The sequence below is a fragment of the Corynebacterium gottingense genome (assembly GCF_007559235.1).
In the GTDB taxonomy this organism is placed as follows: Bacteria; Actinomycetota; Actinomycetes; order Mycobacteriales; family Mycobacteriaceae; genus Corynebacterium; species Corynebacterium gottingense.
On the sequence record NZ_VMHH01000005.1, the window covers coordinates 42,202 to 59,183 of the forward strand.

The window sequence follows — 16,982 nt, forward strand, 5'->3', positions numbered from 1 at the left end:
TTAGGCCGCGTGCACGGTAGCGGGCGCTGCCGGTTTCTCAACGGGAACCGGCGCGCCCGCTTCCGCTTTTTTCGCTTCTCGCGCCTTGCGCACGCCGCGCCAGGACAACGCCGCCCCCACCACAAGCACGGCGGCGCGTGCGGCCCACAGCCCCCAGTCGGGCGCGTAGAATGCGGCGAGCACCTTCGGCAAGTTCAACACCACGATGAGCGTGCCCACGACGCCGCCGAGCAGGATGGGGTTCAGCCGCGAGACAAGCCACGCCCCGATCGGGGCGGCGATCACGCCGCCGATCAGCAGCGCAACCACGGCAGCCAGGTTGGCCACCAGGTCGTGCCACATCCCGATAGCAAAGCCGGCGGTCGCGGCGGCGGTGACCAGGAACTCCGCGGTGTTCACGGTGCCCACGATGCGGCGCGGTTCGCTCCGGCCCGCGGCCAGCAGCGTGGAGGTGGTCACCGGGCCCCAGCCGCCGCCACCGGTCGCGTCCACGAACCCGCCGAACACGCCCAGCCCGCCGAGGAACGGCACCGAGTGCGGTTTCGCGGAAAGCTTTCGCTGCGTGATCCCGCGGGAGAAGCGGATCATCAGGTTCAGGCCGATGAGCGCCAGGATGAGCGACATCACCGGCTGCGCGGCGTTGGCGGACAGGTTGGAGAGCACGGTCGCGCCGATGAACGCGCCGACCGCGCCCGGCACGCCGATCGACGCCACGACCTTCCAGTCCACGTTGCCAAAGCGCCAGTGCGCCACGCCCGCCGCCAGGGTGGTCCCCAGCTCTGCGGTGTGCACCACCGCGGACGCGCCGGCGGGCCCGAGCCCGGCCAGCATGACCAGCATGGTGGTGGAGGTCGCGCCGAAGCCCATGCCCAGGCCGCCGTCTACAAGCTGCGCCGCCAGGCCGGCGACCGCGATGAGCAGCAGCGTGCTGAATTTATACATGGGGTTCTCCTTCCAGCGCCGCGCGGTAGCGGTCGGCCACAATGTCCGCAAGCGCCGTGGTTAGGGGCTGCGAGGCCGTGGCCTCGGGGAACGGGTGCAGGGCGGCCCGCGCCTGGTCCAGGAGCAGGCCGTCCGAGACGAAGAGCGGGAGTAGGTGGATGGGGGTCTGCGCCGCGCGCTCAGCCAGGATGTCCGGCCCGCCGCGCGTCGCGGCGATGAGGGCCGTTGGGCGCCCAGTTCGCTTTTCGACGCCACCGCGCACCCCCTCGTACCGCGCCGCCTGCTCCGCGTCGGACGTGCCGACTGGGTAGATGACGAGGTGGGCGTGGGGAGGGGCGTCGGCAAGCGCTTGCTCGGCGAGCACCCCGACGAGGTCCTCCCCCAACCCGATGCTGGAAGCGCGGGTGAGCGGAAGAGCCTCGGCGGCGGCCCGCATGTGCGCGGGGACGTCGTTGCGGGCGTGGAAGGCGTCGGTGAACAGGAGCGGGACCACGATGGCGCGGTCCTGACCAAGCGACGCGAGGTGCCGCGCGGCGCCCTCCAGGTCGGGCTCGTCGAACTCTAGGTGAGCGTCCGCACCGGTGACGCCGAGCCGGTCGGCGGCCGCCGTGGTCAGCGCGCGCACACCGTCGCGGGCCCGCGGGTGGCGAGAACCGTGCGAGAGCGTGAGCAGGGCGACCATGGCGACACCGATCTAGCGCAGGCGCGCGCCCACCAGGCCGGCGGCGAGCGTGTTGCCGGAGGACTGGTCGACGAGCAGGAAGTTGCCCACCGCGCCGCGGGCGGCGTAGTCCTCCACCGGGAGCTCGGCGGCGGTCTGGATGGTCACGTGCGCGATGTCGTTGAGGCGCACCGCGTCCGGGTTGAGGACATCCTTGTCCGCGGAGTCCAGGTCCAGCGCGCGGTCCACGCTGACCACGCGGGCGCGCTCGAGGGCCGTGCCGTAGCGCAGCTTCACGGCCTTGCCCGGGGTGACGTCCTTCTCCGAGAGGCCGACCACGGTGGCGGTGAACTCGCGCACCGGTTCCGGGCGCGTCCCGGCGGCGAGGAGGTCGCCGCGGACCAGGTCAATCTCGTCGGTAAGCCGCAGCGCGACGGACTCGCCCGCGCGGGCGGACTCCACCTCGCCGTCGGCGGTGTCGATGCCCGCGACGGTGGTGGTGCGGCCCTGCGGCGCGGTCACCGTGTCGCCGACGTGGATGGTGCCGGCGTTAATGCGGCCTGCGTACGCGCGGTAGTCGCTGGCGTGCTCGCGCAGCACGTACTGGATGTTGAAGCGGAAGTCCAGGTCAAGGGCGCGTCCGGAGTTCACCGGCACGTCCTCGAGCACCTCGAGGACCGTCGGGCCGGTGTACCAGTCCATGTTGGTGGAGCGCTCGGCCACGTTGTCGCCCTTGAGCGCGGAGATCGGCACCACAATGGGCTGCTCGATGCCCAGCTCGTGCGCCTTCGCTTCGAAGGTGTCCTTGATCTGGGTGAACGTGTCCTCGGAGTAGTCGACCAGGTCGATCTTGTTCACCGCGAGGATCACGGTGCGCACACCCAGGAGCTTGGCCACGGTGAGGTGGCGAATCGTCTGCTCGACGACGCCGTTGCGGGCGTCGACAAGCAGGACGACCACCTGGGAGGTGGACATGCCGGTCACCGTGTTGCGGGTGTACTGCACATGCCCCGGGGTGTCGGCGAGGATGAAGGTGCGCTTGTCGGTGGCGAAGTAGCGGTAGGCCACGTCGATGGTGATGCCCTGCTCACGCTCGGCGCGGAGGCCGTCCACGAGCAGGCTCAGGTCCAGGCCCTCGAAGCCGCGGTCCGCTGAGCTCTGCTCAACGGAGGCGAGCTGGTCGGCGAGCACGGACTTCGTGTCGTGCAGGAGGCGGCCGACGAAGGTGGACTTGCCGTCGTCGACGGAGCCGGCCGTGCACAGGCGGAGCGTCTGGCGCGAGGCCAGAAGGTCGGTGGCGGTGGTCGGGGTTGCGGCAGTCATCAGAAGTAACCTTCCTTCTTGCGGTCCTCCATGGCGGACTCGGACAGGCGGTCATCGGCACGCGTTGCGCCGCGCTCGGTGAGGGTGGAGTTGGCGATCTCGGCGAGGACCTCGTCGATCGTGGTTGCGTCGGAGTCAACGGCGCCGGTGCAGCTCATGTCGCCGACGGTGCGGTAGCGCACGCGGCGCGTCTCAAGCTCCTCGCCCTCGCGGGGCCCGCCCCACTCGCCGGCAGTGAGCCACATGCCGTCGCGGTTGAACACCTCGCGGTCGTGGGCGAAGTAGATCGGCGGCAGCTCGATGCCACGCGCGCCGATGTACTCCCACACGTCCGCCTCGGTCCAGTTGGAGATGGGGAACACGCGCACGTTTTCGCCGGGCAGGGTTGCGCCGTTGTACAGGTCCCACAGCTCGGGGCGCTGGCGGCGCGGGTCCCAGCCGCCGAAGGAGTCGCGCACGGAGAAGACGCGCTCCTTCGCGCGGGCGCGCTCCTCGTCGCGGCGCGCGCCGCCGAGCACGGCGTTGTAGCCCACCTCGGCGATCGTCTCTACCAGCGGCACGGTCTGCAGCGGGTTGCGCGTCCCGTCGGGGCGCTCCTGCAGGTCACCGCGGTCGATCCAGTCCTGCACCTTGGCCACGCGCAGGCGGAGCCCATGCTTTTCGACGACCCTGTCACGGAACTCCAGCACCTCCGGGAAGTTGTGTCCCGTGTCCACGTGCAGCAGCTCGATCGGCGCCGTCGCCGGCGCGAAGGCGCGCAGCGCCAGCTCCAGGACGACGCAGGAGTCCTTGCCGCCGGAGAACAGCAGGCCAACCTTGTCGAATTGGCCAGCGACCTCCCGCAGGATGTGGATCGACTCGTCTTCCAGCTCTTTCAGGTGCGGCGAGAGCGCACCGCTGCCGGCGCGCTCCCCGTTCGTTGCAACAGTCATGTGGTCCTTCTACTCCTTGTCCCAGGTTCCAGCGATCTCATCGGTGTGCAGGCCGCACTCGGTCTTCTGCGCAAACGCCCAGCGTCCCGAGCGGGGGTCCTCGCCCTCGGCCACCGGGAGCGTACAGGTCTCGCAGCCGATCGAGGGGTAGCCCTGAGTGGTCAGCGGGTGGACAATCAGGTCATTGTCCGCGATGTAGGCGTCGGTGTCCTCCAGCGTCCAGGTCACCAGCGGCGAAATCTTCAGCCGGCCCGTCTTGTCCAGGCTCAGCGCGGGCGCCTCGGCGCGGGTCGGGCCGTCGTCGCGGCGCACGCCGGTGATCCAGCCGACGTAGGGGCTCATGTGCACCGCCAGCGGCTCCACCTTGCGCATCCGGCAGCAGGCGGTGGGGTTCCGGCGGTACAGGTTCGGCCCGTACACCTCGTCCTGCTCGGCGCGGCTCAGCTGCGCGGTCGCACGGACCAGGCGGTTGTCCGGGTAGCGCTGCTCCACCTTGTCCGCCACCTCGAGGGTCTCCGCGAAGTGGTACTCGGTGTCCAGGAAGAGGAAGTCGGCGCCCGGCAGGAACTGCTTGGACAGCTCCGCCAGGACCGTGTTTTCCATGGACAGCGTGACCACGAGGGGGCCCGGCGCGTGCTCGTGGGCCCAGGTGAGGATGTCGGCCGCGGTGGCGTCGTAAAGCGATGCGGCGTACTTGTCCACGAGCTCGGCGTTGCGTGCGGCGGTGGCCTCGTCGAGCGGCGCGGTAGTGGTCGGGCCGTCGGGGCTGACCTCGGGGTCTTTGTACTGCGAGCTGTCGCCCTGCAAAAGGTTGATCATTTCTTGCCTCCAGAGTTGCGCGCCACCGCGGTGTGCCCGTGGCGAGCGAGTGAATCTTGCAGTGCCTGCGGGGTGGACGGCGCGGGCGCGGGGACGTGGTCCGGGTCGTCCTGCCCGTAGAACTTCACCTCGAAGATACGCAGGCAGGCATCGCACTTCCATGCGAACTCGGTCTCCTCATCCGGCCACAGCCCCTCGCCCGAGCAGTATGGGCAGAAGGTCGGGTGGTTGCGGTTCGGGTTCGGCTGGCGGCGAAAGCTCATCGCAGCTGCTCCTCGTCGGCCCGTAGCAGGTACTCGCGGAAGAGTTCGCCCTCTTCGCGGTTGTCCACGTAGTTCTGCACGACGCGGGTGACGTACTCGGTGAGCTCGGTCGAGGCGACCTTGTGGCCGCGCAGCTTGCGGCCGAAGTTGGCGCCCTCGCCGACGGTGCCGCCCAGGTGCACCTGGAAGCCCTCGACGCGCTCGCCGTCCGCGTTGGTCACCGTCTGGCCCTTCAGGCCGATGTCGGAGACGTGGTGGCGGGCGCAGGCGTTGGGGCAGCCGTTGAGCGAGATGGTGATCGGGCTATCCAGGTCGCCGAAGCGCTCCTCCAGCTCGTCTGCAAGCTCGATGGCGCGGGACTTGGTGGTCACGTGCGCGAGCTTGCAGTACTCCAGCCCGGTGCAGGAGAGCAGGCCGCGGCGGAACTCGCTGGGCTTGGAGTACAGGCCCAGGTTCTCCAGGTCCGCCTGCAGCGCCTCGACGCGCGCCGGGTCGATGTTGAGCACGAGCAGCTCCTTGAACGGGGTGAAGCGCATGGAGGTGGAGCCGTAGCGCTCGACCAGCTCGGCGACCTCGATGAGCTGCTCGCCGGACATGTGGCCCAGGGTGGGCTTGACGCCGACGTAGACGTTGCCGTCGCGCTGCTCGTGCACGCCGATGTGGTCGCGGTCGATGAGGTTGGTGGGCGCCTTCGGCCCGTCGGGAAGCGCGTAGCCCAGGTACTCGTTCTCCAGGACCTCGCGGAACTTGGACACGCCCCACTTGGCCACCAGGAACTTCAGGCGGGCGCGGTTGCGGAGGCGTCGGTAGCCGTAATCACGGAAGATTCGAACCACGCCGGCCCACACCTCGGGGACCTGCTCGAGGGCGACAAAGGCGCCGAGGGACTGCGCGAGCATCGGGTTGGTGGACAGGCCGCCGCCGACGTAGCACTCGAAGCCGGGGCCGAGCTCCGGGTGCTCGACGCCGATGAAGGCGAGGTCGTTGATCTCATGGACGACGTCCTGGCGCGCGTTGCCGGAGATGGCGGTCTTGAACTTGCGCGGGAGGTTCTGGAACTCCTCGTTGGTGACGATCTCCTGGATCTTGCGGATCGCCGGGGTGGCGTCGATGATCTCGTCCTTGGCAATGCCCGCGACCGGCGAGCCCAGGACCACGCGCGGCACGTCGCCGCAGGCGTCCCACGTGTTCAGTCCAACGGACTCGAGCTTCTCCCAGATAGTCGGCACATCCTCGATGCGCACCCAGTGCAGCTGGATGTTCTGCCGATCGGTGAGGTCCACGGTGGAGCGCGCGTAATCGCGCGAGATCTCGCCGACCACGCGGGCCTGCTCGGTGGAGCAGATGCCGCCGTCGAAGCGGATGCGCATCATGAAGTACTTGTCCTCCAGCACCGAGTTGTCCTCGCCGGTGTGCTCGCCGCCGAGGTTCTGCTTGCGCTGCGTGTACAGGCCGAGCCACTTGAAGCGCGGGTACAGATCCTCGCGGTCGATCGAGTCAAACCCGCCCTTGGCGTAGGTGTCAATGACGCGCTGCTTGACCTCCAGGACTGGTTCGCGCTGCTTGAGCTCCTCGTCGTGGTTGAGGGGCTCGGTGCCGTCGATAAGCCACTGCCCCTCTGGCTTCTTCGCGCGCTCCTTCACGGCGCGGGTCGCCGTCGATGCTGGCATGCCTTCCTCCTTACTACACAGACCGAACGGTCTATGGCGTGCGGCACTAAATTTCCGTGCGGTCGAGTTTGCCGTACTGAGCGGTCTACGGCAAGTACTATATCCTTTCCCCAGCTCATCCAGCGGTTTTTGCCTGAATGTTTTCCAAATCGCACCGAGCGGTTCGCTTATCGACGCCACGTCGACCCCGCACCCCTTGACACCAAGCCATTTTTAGACCAAGCTGTCTGTACGCTATATTGGTCCAATATTAACGGTTCCCTACCTTGAAAGGACACCCTCAATGAGTTTGCGCGTCGCCGTCGTCGGCGCCGGCCCCGCCGGCATTTACGCCTCCGACCTCCTCCTCCGCAACGATGAGCACGACATCCACGTCGACCTCTTCGAGCAGATGCCCGCCCCCTTCGGGCTGATCCGTTACGGCGTCGCGCCCGACCACCCGCGTATCAAGGGCATTGTGAAGTCCCTGCACAAGGTGCTGGACAAGCCGCACCTGCGCCTGCTGGGCAACATCACCATCGGCCGCGACATCACCATTGATGAGCTGCGCGACTACTACGACGCCGTCGTGATCTCCACCGGCGCCGTGCGCGACCGCGAGCTGCGCATCCCGGGCGGCGAGAAGTCCATCGGCGCCGGCGAGTTCGTCGGCTTCTACGACGGCAACCCCCGCTTCGAGCGCGACTGGAACCTGGACGCCCGCGAGGTCGCCGTCATCGGCGTGGGCAACGTCGCACTCGACATCTCCCGCATCCTGGCCAAGACCGGCGACGAGCTCCTGGTCACCGAGATCCCGGACAACGTGTACGAGTCCCTGAAGAACAACAAGGCGGAGACGGTCCACATGTTCGGCCGCCGTGGCCCCGCGCAGGCCAAGTTCACCCCGAAGGAGCTGCGCGAGATGGACCTCTCCGACACCATCCAGGTGCTCGTCGACCCGGAGGACATTGATTACGACGCCACCAGCGAAGAAGTCCGCCGCGCCGACAAGTCCGTCGACCTGAACTGCCAGGTCCTGGAGCAGTACGCCATGCGCGAGCCGGATGATGCGCCGCACAAGATCTACATCCACTTCTTCGAGGAGCCGGTCGAGGTGCTTACCGACGACTCCGGCGCCATCACCGGCCTCCGCACCGAGCGCCAGGAGCTGGACGGCAATGGCGGCATCACGGGCACCGGCAAGTTCACCGACTGGCCGGTCCAGCAGGTCTACCACGCGGTGGGCTACCGTTCCGAGCCCGTCGACGGCGTGCCCTTCGACGTGGAGCGCAACGTCATCCCGAACGACGGCGGCCACGTCCTGGAGACCATCGAGGACGGCGCCGGCTTTGAGGACAAGCTCTACGTCACCGGCTGGATCAAGCGCGGCCCGATCGGCCTGATCGGCAACACCAAGTCCGACGCGAAGGAAACCACCGACATGCTCATCGCCGACGCCGCCGCCGGCAAGCTCGCCACCCCGTCGCACACCGGCCCGGACGAGATCCTCGAGCTGCTCGACGAGCGCAACATCCCCTACACCACCTGGGACGGCTGGTACCGATTGGACGAGGCCGAACGCAAGCTGGGCGAGCAGTCTGCCCTGCCGCGCGAGCGCAAGAAGATCGTCGAGTGGGAGGAAATGGTCGAGCACGCCCGCGCCGGCCAGTAAGCGGATTAGTCCCAGTCTGCCGCCGCCGGTCCGCCCGGCAGGAGCTATCCTGGTCTGCATGCAATGGCTGGCCCGGATCTGCTCGCTTCCGCTCGCGCTGCTGGCACTCGCGGCGGCTACTGCGCACGGCATCGCCTTGACAGAGCAGGTCCGCGGGCACGCGGACCACGCTTCGGCGCTGAGCGCCCACGGGGTGTGGAACCAGAACCTGCTGGCCACGATGCAGCGCTTCTTCGCCGAGAACGGGGCGAACGCATGAACATAACCTGGCAGCGAGCGACCGTGCTCATAGTCGTCGCGATCCTGACCTTGCTCTTCGCTTTCGACTGGGCCACAGTCCAGTCCCCCTACGGTGCGGCCGGTACCGCCGCCGGCGCCGCCCTCATCGCCGTGTGCGGCACCTGCTGCGCGGCGTACCACGTCCGCCCCGCCGCAGCTGTCGCCGGGATCGCCGCGTGCGCCAGCTTCGCGCTGTGCCTCGTTGCGCTGAGCGTCCCGCTCTACTGGGAACCAGCGCTCGCCTTCGGTGCGGTCGTCACCTCATCCCGGGTCCCCCGGCGCGACCGCGCCTGGTTGACCGTCTGGCTCCTCGCGATACCCACCGTCGCACTTTTCACCCACAGCATGTTCACACCGGACTGGCCGGGCGGCCAGTCTGCGTGGCGTGCCGCCGCCGTCGCACTCCGCACGGTGGCGCTGTCGTGGGTGTTTCTAGGGTTCTTTTTCCTTCTCGGCGCTCAGCTTCGCAACCGGCGGGAAAAGATCTCCGAGTTGGAGCAGCAGATCGAATTCGCTCACGTCCGCGAGCGCACCCAGATCGCACGAGAGATGCACGACATCGTCGCCCACACTCTCGCCGGGATCACCACCCTGGCGGACGGTGCGCGATACGCATCCAAACACAACCCAGAAGTGGCCAGGGACGCCCTTGAAACTATCAGCGCCGAATCACGCACCGCGCTGTCGCAGATGCGCGGACTGCTCAGCGTGTTACGCGACGACGAAGCCACGGCACCCACCGGCGCTGCCCCGGGCCGACGCGACTTCACCGCGCTGTTCAACGACGCCCGCGCCCGTGGCCTCGACTTAACCGTCGCGGGCTTCGACGAGCTCCCGGAGGATGTGCCGCCACTCATGCTCTTCACCCTCTACCGTGTCTGCCAGGAGGCCATCACTAATATGCTGCGCCACGCGCCCGCACCGGAAGGTGCGCTCACCTTTTCCGCCGACGCGAAGTCGGTGCGTGTGGAGGCGGTCAACGCTGCGCCGAAAAGTAAGCACGGCCCCGACGGTTTCGGGCTTGTGGGCATCCGCGAGCGAGTCGTGGCGCACGGCGGGCACGTGAGCGTGACCGACGACGGCGGCGAGTTTATCCTGACTGCGGAGGTACCACGATGATCAATGTCGCGCTTGTGGACGATCAGCCGCTCGTGCGCGCCGGCTTCTCCCTGCTCGTCACCTCCCAGGACGATATGGACGTGGTCTGGCAGGCGGGCGACGGCGCGGGGGTGACCGGGCAGCCGGCGGCGGACATTGTGCTCATGGACATCCAGATGCCCGGCACGGACGGCATCGAGGCCTGTCGCGCGTTGCTCGCCGAGCACCCGGACACCCGCGTGATCATGCTGACCACCTTTGACGAACGCGACCTCGTCCTCGGCGCGCTCGACGCCGGGGCCTCTGGGTTCCTGCTCAAAGACGCCGACCCTGACGAGCTGCTCGACGCGGTGCGCACCGTCAACGGCGGCGACGCGGTGCTCGCGCCGAAGGTGACGCGCCACGTCATCGGCGCCGCGCAAGCCCCCGAGCAGCGGGAGGCGGCACGCAACGAGGCGATGCTCGAGCGCCTCACTCCGCGCGAGGTGGAGGTCCTTCGCTTGGTGGCGCTCGGCTACTCAAACGAAGAGATCGCCGAGGCCGAGACGCTCTCCCCCGCGACGGTGAAGACCCACGTGCATCGCATTCTGTTCAAGACCGAGTCCCGCGACCGCGTCCACGCCGTCCTCTTCGCGTTCCGCGCGGGCCTGGTGAGCACCGGCGAGTTGCTGGGCCATTAGCCGCGTACACCCCAGGGTGTACACGCCGATTTACACCCGCGGGCGGACGATTTCACCCGCGCCGCGCGCGATTGTGGGAACCATGATCGAAGTTCACAACCTGACCAAACGATATTCAAGCTCCACCGCCGTAGACGCGCTGTCGTTCACGGCGCCGGACGGTGCCGTCACCGGTTTCTTGGGCCCGAACGGCTCCGGCAAGTCCACGACCATGCGCATGATCGTCGGACTAGAAACCCCAAACGAGGGCGAGGCGCTTATCGACGGCTCCGCTTTCCGATCCCTCGACCAACCCGCACGCGTCGTCGGGGCGCTGCTCAACCCGGAATGGATCGCCCCGCACATGACTGGGCGCGGCCACCTGAAGATGGTCGCTGACTACGCCGGCGTGCCGGAATCCCGCGCCGACGAGGCGCTCGAGGCGTTCGGGCTCGCGGAGGCGGCAAAACGGGAAGTGAAAAACTACTCCCTCGGCATGCGCCAGCGCCTCGGCGTGGCCAGCGCGCTGATCGCGGACCCAACCAACGTCATCTTGGACGAGCCGGTCAACGGCCTCGACCCGCAGGGCGTGGCCTGGATGCGAGGGCGCATCCGCGAGATGGCCGCCGAGGGCCGTGCAGTAGTCGTCTCTTCGCACCTGATGAGCGAGATGCAGCTCACTGCGGACCGCCTTGTGGTGATCAACCGCGGCCGCCTCGCCGGCGAGGGCCCGCTCGAGGACTTCCTGGGCTCCAACCGGGTTGAGGCGACCTGCAGCGACCCAGCGCGGCTGGCTGAGGCCGTCGGCGGTCAGGTCATTGGCGACTCCGTTGTCGTCGACGACGCCACCGCCCGAGACGTCGGCGAGGCCGCCCAGCGCGCCGGGGTGACTGTTTACTCCCTCCAGGAATCCCGCCGCAGCCTCGAAGAAGTGTTCCTGGAATCGACGAAATAGGACGTAGGAGGTTTTTCCATGCATACGTTGAAAGCAACCCTGCGGGAGGTCTTCTCCCGCCCCGCGACGCGCATCCTGCTCGCATTCGTCGCGGTCGCTCTCATTCTCGGTCCCATAACCGTAGCGATGCTCATCGGCCCCAACGGAACAAACGTCGCAGACCCGGCGATGCTGCTCATCCCCGCCAGCTTGATGCTCCCCGTGGCGCTCGCCGCGGGCGCCTTCCCCGCCGGCGGCGCACACTCGCGCGGCACGATCGGCTACGCCTACCTAGCGTCGAATCACCGCGGCTGGGAGCTTGCCTGCCGCGTTGGCGTCGCAGCTCTCGCCTGCACACTGACGGCGTTTGCTGCCTCGGCGATCGGGCTCGGCGGCGCGCACGCGTTCGTCGACAGCGTCGCGCTGGACGGTGCCGACAGCGCGGGTATGGTGCTCGGCCAGGCCGAGCTGTGGATCGCCTATCCACTGCTTGCGGCCCTGACAGCCGTGCTGCTCGGCTCGGGCACCGCGTCCTTCTTCGTCTGGGTCGTAGAGTCGCTCATTGTGGAGACTGCCCTCAGTGCGATCAACCAGCCGTGGGCCGCAGCCCTGGAGAAGATCCTGCCGGGCGGCGCGGCCGGGAACGGCACGGCCGGCGTGGTCACTCTCGCGGTCTGGGTCGCGGCCCTTGCCGCCGCCGCGTACGCTTCCGTGCAGCGGAGGGCCGTGAAATGAGCCTAAGAGAGAGCACAAGACATGCCGGTGAGCGCACCACCGCCCGTCGGCGGTTCGTGGCCCCCGACCTCGCCCGCGGTTTCGCTCTCGTCGGCATCGCGATGGCCAACATAGTCACCGACTGGGACCCGGCGGAGGGCGTCGACCACGCGGCGGGCCTCGGCGGCTACAACGGCGACGGCACCGCGTGGGAAAGGCTACTCGTCTTCGTAGAGACGCTCTTCGTGCATGTGCGCGGCCTACCCATGTTTGCCACTCTCCTCGGTGTTGGCATGGGCATGATCTTTGTCAGCCTCGAACGGCGCGGCTACCCGCTGCGCGCCCGGCGCGGGGTGCTCGCGCGCCGCTACGGGTTCCTGCTTCTGTTCGGTCTGGTGCATAAGACGCTGTTTTTTACCAACGACATCATGACAGCCTACGGCATCGCGGCACTTATCCTGTGCTTGTTCATCGGATGGAGCGACAAGGCCCTCTACGCCCTCGCAGGTGCTGCGTTCGCCCTACACACGGCGCTTCGGGCACCTGGCGTATTCGCCGCGTTTTCGTCGACAGCGGAACCGATAGACGGCAGCCCCGCGCGCATCGTCGACCTCAGCGACCGCATGAGCGCGGGCCTGGCCAACTTCTGGGTGTACCCGGCAATGGGCGTGATCGAGATGCTCGCCTTCTTCCCGCTTGTCGTGGTCGGGTTCGTCTGGGGCCGCCGCGGTATCTTCGGCGACGTTAACGGCAACTCCCGGATGCTCCGCGGGTGGGCGATTCTTGCAGCCGTAGTTATCGCGGCCGTCGGCATCCCGTGGGGCTGTGCGGAAATCGGCGCGCTCGAACCCAGGTGGGCTACAGGGCTCAATGCCACCAACGGGCTCGTCGGCATGCTCACCGGCCCCGGCATCCTCGCTGCCATCTCCCTCGCGTGCCGGCCGTTGCAATCGCATATCAACGCCTCCAGCTCCCTCCCACACCTAGCCCAACCGCTAGTGGCGCTGGGGAAACGTTCCATGAGCGGCTACCTTGCGCAAACGGTCCTGTTCACCCTGACCACCCAGCCCGCGTTCTGGTGGGCGACCCGCGACGCAGCAATCTCCGGAAAGCTTGGCTGGGCGGTGCTTATCTGGCTGGTTACGGTGGCTGGTGCGTGGGCGCTCGAGTGGGCCGGCAAGCCGGGTCCGTTCGAGTGGCTGCACCGTCGTCTGTCGTACGGCAAAGACGGCCTGCCCGAGCACTACCCCGGCTAGGCCGCCCGGAGCAGACGCAGCCGGAGTTCGCACTGCGCCTGCGCACCCCTTCGGCCCGTTGTTGCTCCCCCACCGGTCTAAAATTGCCTCGGACAAAAAGAGAGGGGCACTCATGGATCTCATCCGCCTCACCGCACGCTTTGGCAAGCGGTACAGCGGCAAGATCGCGCTGGTCATCGTGCTGCAGCTGGTCACTACCCTGGCCACGCTGTACTTGCCGGACTTGAACGCGGACATCATCAACAACGGCGTCGCCCAAGCGGACGTGCCGTACATCTGGCGCACCGGCCGCACCATGCTGGTGGTGGCGCTGGTGCAGATCGCTGCGGCGATCGCGGCGGTGTGGTTCGCCTCCCAGGTGGCCATGAACACCGGCCGGGACATCAGGGCCGCCGTGTACGACCGGGTGTCCGATTTCGACAGCGAGGAGATGGCGCATTTCGGCGCAGCCACACTGGTCACGCGCGGCACGAACGACGTCCAGCAGGTGCAGATGACGTTCCTGCTGTTCATGAACTTTATGGTCGCGGCACCCATCATGGCTATCGGCGGCATCATCATGGCGCTGCGCCAGGACGCGGGCATGTCGTGGCTGGTGGTCACGGCGGTGCTCGTCCTGGCCGTCGTGGTGGGAATCACCGCCGCGGCCCTGATGCCGCTGTTCAAACGCATGCAGAAAAAGCTGGACGCGATCAACGGCCTGTTGCGCGAGCAGATCGCGGGTATCCGCGTGGTGCGCGCGTTCGGCCGTGAGGACCACGAGGCCGAGCGTTTCACGGAGGCGAACCACGACATCACCAGGCTGAGCCTGAACATCGGCCGGGTGTTCGTGACCATGTTTCCGGTGATCATGCTGATTTTGAACCTGGCCACGGCCGCGGTGCTGTGGTTCGGTGGCCACCGCGTGGACGAGGGACTGGTGGAGGTCGGCTCACTCACCGCGTTCATGCAGTACCTGATGCAGATCCTCATGGCGGTGATGATGGGCGTGTTCATGCTGATGATGCTGCCGCGCGCCATCGTCTGCGCCGACCGCATCGAGGAGGTGCTTGGGCATGAGGTGAAGGCGTCGGCGACCGGAGGTGCGTCGATAGGCGAAGGCTCCGTGCGCTTCGAGGAAGTCTCCTACACCTACCCGGGCGCGGAGAAGCCGGTGCTGGAGCACATCTCGTTCGACGCGGTGCCGGGGACGACGACGGCGATCATCGGCTCGACGGGCAGCGGCAAGACCACGCTCGCGGGGCTTTTGCCCAGGCTGTACTCGCCGACTTCAGGGCGCGTGCTTATCGACGGCCATCCGGTCACCCACATCCCGCGCCAAGACCTGGTGAAGGCCGTCGCGATGGTGCCGCAGAAACCGTGGCTGTTTTCCGGCACGGTGGCGTCGAACCTGCGCATGGGCAACCCCGACGCCACGGATGATGAGCTGTGGGCAGCGCTGCGCGTCGCGCAAGCCGGGTTCGTGGACGATCTGGACATGCCGATTGCCCAGGGCGGCACCAACGTCTCCGGCGGGCAGCGCCAGCGGCTGTGTATCGCGCGGATGTTTGTGGCGGATCCGAAGGTGTACGTCTTCGACGACTCGTTTAGCGCGCTGGACGCGACCACCGAGGCGAACCTCAACGCGGCGATGCGCGAGATCGTGCGGGAGCGCACCGTGATCGTGGTGGCGCAGAAAGTGTCCTCGATCAGGCAGGCGGACCAAATTCTGGTGATGGAAGCCGGGCGCATCGTCGCGCGCGGCACCCACGACGAGCTGCTTGCAACCAGCGGGACGTACCGGGAGATCGCGGCGAGCCAGGCGGAGGTGGACGCATGAGCAACCAGCACGGGTCCGAGCTGACCGACGACCAGCTCGCCGAATACGAAGAGAAGATGGCGGGCGACGACTACTCCAACAAGGCACCGCGCAAGGCCAAGCAGTTCTGGCCGTCCGCAAAACGCCTGCTGGGGCTGCTCGCGCCGTACAAAATGGCGCTGACGGCGGTGTTTGTCATGAACGCCGCGTCCGTGGTGTTGGCCGTGTACGCCCCGCGCGTGATGGGCCGGGCCATGGACGTGATCTTCTCGGGCGTGATGTCCACACACATGCCGCCGGGCACCACGAAGGAGCAAGCGATCGAGGGCTTGCGCGCTGCGGGCCAGGACCGGTTCGCGGACATGGCCTCGGCGATGGAGCTCACTCCCGGTACCGGCATCGACTTCGGCCGGCTTGGCCAGCTCATCATTCTGGTTCTGGTGCTCTACTTCGCAGCGTCGCTGTTGATGTGGGCGCAGGGAGCGATTTTGAATAAGCTGACCATCCGCACGGTGTTCAACCTGCGCGAGCGGGTGGAAACGAAGATCAACACCCTACCGCTGCGCTACTTTGACACCCGCCAGCGCGGCGACGTGATGAGCCGCACCACCAACGACGTGGACAACGTGCAGCAGGCCCTGCAGCAGTCCCTGTCCTCGCTGTTCAACGCGATCCTGACGGTGGTGGGCATCCTGGTGATGATGTTCGCCATCTCCTGGCAGCTTGCCCTGGTGGCACTGCTGGCCATCCCGCTGACCGGGCTGGTCATGGGGCTGGTGGGCACACGCAGCCAGAAACAGTTCACCACCCAGTGGAAGGCGACGGGCGACGTCAACGGGCACGTGGAGGAATCCTTCTCCGGCCACGACGTGGCGGTCATCTTCGGCCGCACCGACGAGCTGCGCCGCACCTTCGACGAGCGCAACAACGAGCTCGCGGGCGCGGCACAAAAAGCGCAGTTTTTGGCTAACTCGATGCACCCGACCATGCAGTTCATCTCGTACCTGTCCTATGTGGCCATCGCGGTGCTCGGCGGGGTGAAAGTCGCCTCGGGCAAGCTCACGCTTGGCGACGCCACCGCGTTCATCCAGTACTCCCGCCAGTTCAACCAGCCGCTCGGCCAGATCGCCGGCATGATGCAGATGGTCCAGTCGGGCGTCGCGTCGGCGGAGCGCATCTTCGAGCTGCTCGACGCTGAGGAAGAGGTGGCGGATGTCGAGGAGGCGTCGACAAGCGCGCGGCCCGAAGGCCTGGTGGAATTCCGCGACGTGTCCTTCTCCTACACCGACGAGCCGCTGATCCAGGACCTCTCGCTGCGCGTCGCGCCGGGGCAGACCGCTGCGATCGTGGGGCCGACCGGCGCGGGCAAGACGACGCTGGTCAACCTGATCATGCGGTTCTACGACGTGAACGAGGGGGCAATCCTTATCGACGGCCACGACATCCGCGATTTCACGCGCCCCCACCTGCGCAGCCAGATCGGCATGGTGCTGCAGGACGCGGTCCTGTTCAAGGGCACGATCATGGAAAACATCCGCTACGGCCGCCTCGACGCGACGGACGAGGAGGTCATCGAGGCCGCGAAGGCGACCTACGTGGACCGCTTCGTGCACGCGCTGCCCGACGGCTACGACACCATCGTGGACCAGGACGGCGGCTCCATCTCCGCGGGCGAGCGGCAGCTGATCACCATTGCGCGCGCGTTCCTCTCGCAACCCGGCATCCTCATCCTGGACGAGGCGACCTCGTCGGTGGATACGCGCACCGAGGTGCTGGTGCAGCGGGCGATGAACGCACTGCGGGCCCAGCGCACCTCCTTTGTCATCGCGCACCGCCTGTCCACCATCCGGGACGCGGACGTGATCCTGGTGATGCAGACCGGGCGGATCGTGGAGCAGGGCACGCACGAGGAGCTGCTCGAGCGCAAGGGCGCGTACTCCGAGCTGTACCAGAGCCAGTTCTCACATAGCTAGGCTACCTTTA

Annotated in this window: 16 protein-coding genes; 9 read left to right on the plus strand and 7 right to left on the minus strand. The window is 67.4% G+C overall.

Annotation, left to right across the window (positions count from 1 at the left end; all coding sequences use genetic code 11):
* From FPH17_RS07105 to FPH17_RS07135, 7 genes are read right to left on the minus strand one after another with little or no spacing between them, the layout of a single operon-like run.
* Entirely contained in the window at positions 1–942 is a 942-nt protein-coding gene (locus FPH17_RS07105; protein WP_154879434.1) for a sulfite exporter TauE/SafE family protein, read from the minus strand.
* Positions 935–1,624: a sirohydrochlorin chelatase gene (locus FPH17_RS07110; RefSeq protein WP_154879435.1), complete on the minus strand. Its 690-nt coding sequence runs from the start codon at positions 1,622–1,624 to the stop codon at positions 935–937. Before FPH17_RS07110 ends, FPH17_RS07105 begins: the two co-directional genes overlap by 8 nt.
* A 12-nt stretch (positions 1,625–1,636) precedes the next feature.
* Complete coding sequence (locus FPH17_RS07115) at positions 1,637–2,926, minus strand: sulfate adenylyltransferase subunit CysN (RefSeq protein ID WP_154879437.1); 1,290 nt, start codon at positions 2,924–2,926, stop codon at positions 1,637–1,639.
* Entirely contained in the window at positions 2,926–3,858 is a 933-nt protein-coding gene (cysD, locus tag FPH17_RS07120; RefSeq protein WP_154879439.1) for a sulfate adenylyltransferase subunit CysD, read from the minus strand. Before cysD ends, FPH17_RS07115 begins: the two co-directional genes overlap by 1 nt.
* A 9-nt stretch (positions 3,859–3,867) precedes the next feature.
* Positions 3,868–4,677 carry a phosphoadenylyl-sulfate reductase gene (locus FPH17_RS07125; RefSeq protein ID WP_154879441.1) on the minus strand — a complete coding sequence of 270 codons (810 nt, stop codon included), beginning with the start codon at positions 4,675–4,677 and terminating at the stop codon, positions 3,868–3,870.
* Positions 4,674–4,940 carry a hypothetical protein gene (locus FPH17_RS07130; RefSeq protein WP_154879442.1) on the minus strand — a complete coding sequence of 89 codons (267 nt, stop codon included), beginning with the start codon at positions 4,938–4,940 and terminating at the stop codon, positions 4,674–4,676. The genes FPH17_RS07125 and FPH17_RS07130 overlap by 4 nt, the downstream gene beginning before the upstream one ends.
* Entirely contained in the window at positions 4,937–6,610 is a 1,674-nt protein-coding gene (locus FPH17_RS07135; protein WP_154879444.1) for a nitrite/sulfite reductase, read from the minus strand. Before FPH17_RS07135 ends, FPH17_RS07130 begins: the two co-directional genes overlap by 4 nt.
* 283 nt (positions 6,611–6,893) lie before the next feature.
* Between FPH17_RS07135 and FPH17_RS07140 the strand changes: the two genes are divergently transcribed.
* The 9 genes from FPH17_RS07140 (at position 6,894) to FPH17_RS07180 (ending at position 16,972) form a co-directional block, all read left to right on the plus strand.
* Complete coding sequence (locus FPH17_RS07140) at positions 6,894–8,261, plus strand: FAD-dependent oxidoreductase (protein WP_154879446.1); 1,368 nt, start codon at positions 6,894–6,896, stop codon at positions 8,259–8,261.
* Between the two features lie 58 nt (positions 8,262–8,319).
* Positions 8,320–8,520 carry a hypothetical protein gene (locus tag FPH17_RS07145; RefSeq protein WP_154879447.1) on the plus strand — a complete coding sequence of 67 codons (201 nt, stop codon included), beginning with the start codon at positions 8,320–8,322 and terminating at the stop codon, positions 8,518–8,520.
* A 23-nt stretch (positions 8,521–8,543) separates the two neighbouring features.
* Positions 8,544–9,659, plus strand: coding sequence for a sensor histidine kinase (locus FPH17_RS07150; protein ID WP_167496790.1), 1,116 nt, complete (start codon positions 8,544–8,546; stop codon positions 9,657–9,659).
* Positions 9,656–10,318, plus strand: coding sequence for a response regulator (locus FPH17_RS07155; protein WP_154879451.1), 663 nt, complete (start codon positions 9,656–9,658; stop codon positions 10,316–10,318). The genes FPH17_RS07150 and FPH17_RS07155 overlap by 4 nt, the downstream gene beginning before the upstream one ends.
* Before the next feature lie 82 nt (positions 10,319–10,400).
* The gene (locus FPH17_RS07160) at positions 10,401–11,252 is read left to right on the plus strand and encodes an ATP-binding cassette domain-containing protein (protein ID WP_154879453.1); all 852 of its coding nucleotides are present in this window, start codon (positions 10,401–10,403) and stop codon (positions 11,250–11,252) included.
* A gap of 18 nt (positions 11,253–11,270) precedes the next feature.
* A complete protein-coding gene (locus FPH17_RS07165; protein ID WP_154879455.1) occupies positions 11,271–11,966 on the plus strand; it encodes a hypothetical protein in 696 nt (231 codons plus the stop codon).
* Between the two features lie 56 nt (positions 11,967–12,022).
* Entirely contained in the window at positions 12,023–13,201 is a 1,179-nt protein-coding gene (locus tag FPH17_RS07170) for a DUF418 domain-containing protein (protein ID WP_167496791.1), read from the plus strand.
* Between the two features lie 112 nt (positions 13,202–13,313).
* On the plus strand, positions 13,314–15,020 hold the full coding sequence (locus FPH17_RS07175) for an ABC transporter ATP-binding protein (protein WP_154879459.1): 1,707 nt from the start codon (positions 13,314–13,316) through the stop codon (positions 15,018–15,020).
* Positions 15,017–16,972, plus strand: a complete 1,956-nt coding sequence (locus tag FPH17_RS07180) for an ABC transporter ATP-binding protein (protein WP_154879461.1) — start codon at positions 15,017–15,019, stop codon at positions 16,970–16,972. The genes FPH17_RS07175 and FPH17_RS07180 overlap by 4 nt, the downstream gene beginning before the upstream one ends.
* The last annotated feature ends 10 nt before the right edge of the window (positions 16,973–16,982 follow it).

What these genes read in the sequence shown, in the direction of transcription:
- FPH17_RS07125 (WP_154879441.1), bottom strand. Translation starts at nt 4,677, where the DNA reads ATGATCAACCTTTTGCAGGGCGACAGCTCGCAGTACAAAGACCCCGAG.
- FPH17_RS07175 (WP_154879459.1), top strand. Translation starts at nt 13,314, where the DNA reads ATGGATCTCATCCGCCTCACCGCACGCTTTGGCAAGCGGTACAGCGGC.
- FPH17_RS07110 (WP_154879435.1), bottom strand. Translation starts at nt 1,624, where the DNA reads ATGGTCGCCCTGCTCACGCTCTCGCACGGTTCTCGCCACCCGCGGGCC.
- FPH17_RS07130 (WP_154879442.1), bottom strand. Translation starts at nt 4,940, where the DNA reads ATGAGCTTTCGCCGCCAGCCGAACCCGAACCGCAACCACCCGACCTTC.
- FPH17_RS07145 (WP_154879447.1), top strand. Translation starts at nt 8,320, where the DNA reads ATGCAATGGCTGGCCCGGATCTGCTCGCTTCCGCTCGCGCTGCTGGCA.
- FPH17_RS07140 (WP_154879446.1), top strand. Translation starts at nt 6,894, where the DNA reads ATGAGTTTGCGCGTCGCCGTCGTCGGCGCCGGCCCCGCCGGCATTTAC.
- FPH17_RS07180 (WP_154879461.1), top strand. Translation starts at nt 15,017, where the DNA reads ATGAGCAACCAGCACGGGTCCGAGCTGACCGACGACCAGCTCGCCGAA.
- FPH17_RS07115 (WP_154879437.1), bottom strand. Translation starts at nt 2,926, where the DNA reads ATGACTGCCGCAACCCCGACCACCGCCACCGACCTTCTGGCCTCGCGC.
- FPH17_RS07155 (WP_154879451.1), top strand. Translation starts at nt 9,656, where the DNA reads ATGATCAATGTCGCGCTTGTGGACGATCAGCCGCTCGTGCGCGCCGGC.
- FPH17_RS07160 (WP_154879453.1), top strand. Translation starts at nt 10,401, where the DNA reads ATGATCGAAGTTCACAACCTGACCAAACGATATTCAAGCTCCACCGCC.
- cysD (WP_154879439.1), bottom strand. Translation starts at nt 3,858, where the DNA reads ATGACTGTTGCAACGAACGGGGAGCGCGCCGGCAGCGGTGCGCTCTCG.
- FPH17_RS07105 (WP_154879434.1), bottom strand. Translation starts at nt 942, where the DNA reads ATGTATAAATTCAGCACGCTGCTGCTCATCGCGGTCGCCGGCCTGGCG.
- FPH17_RS07135 (WP_154879444.1), bottom strand. Translation starts at nt 6,610, where the DNA reads ATGCCAGCATCGACGGCGACCCGCGCCGTGAAGGAGCGCGCGAAGAAG.
- FPH17_RS07165 (WP_154879455.1), top strand. Translation starts at nt 11,271, where the DNA reads ATGCATACGTTGAAAGCAACCCTGCGGGAGGTCTTCTCCCGCCCCGCG.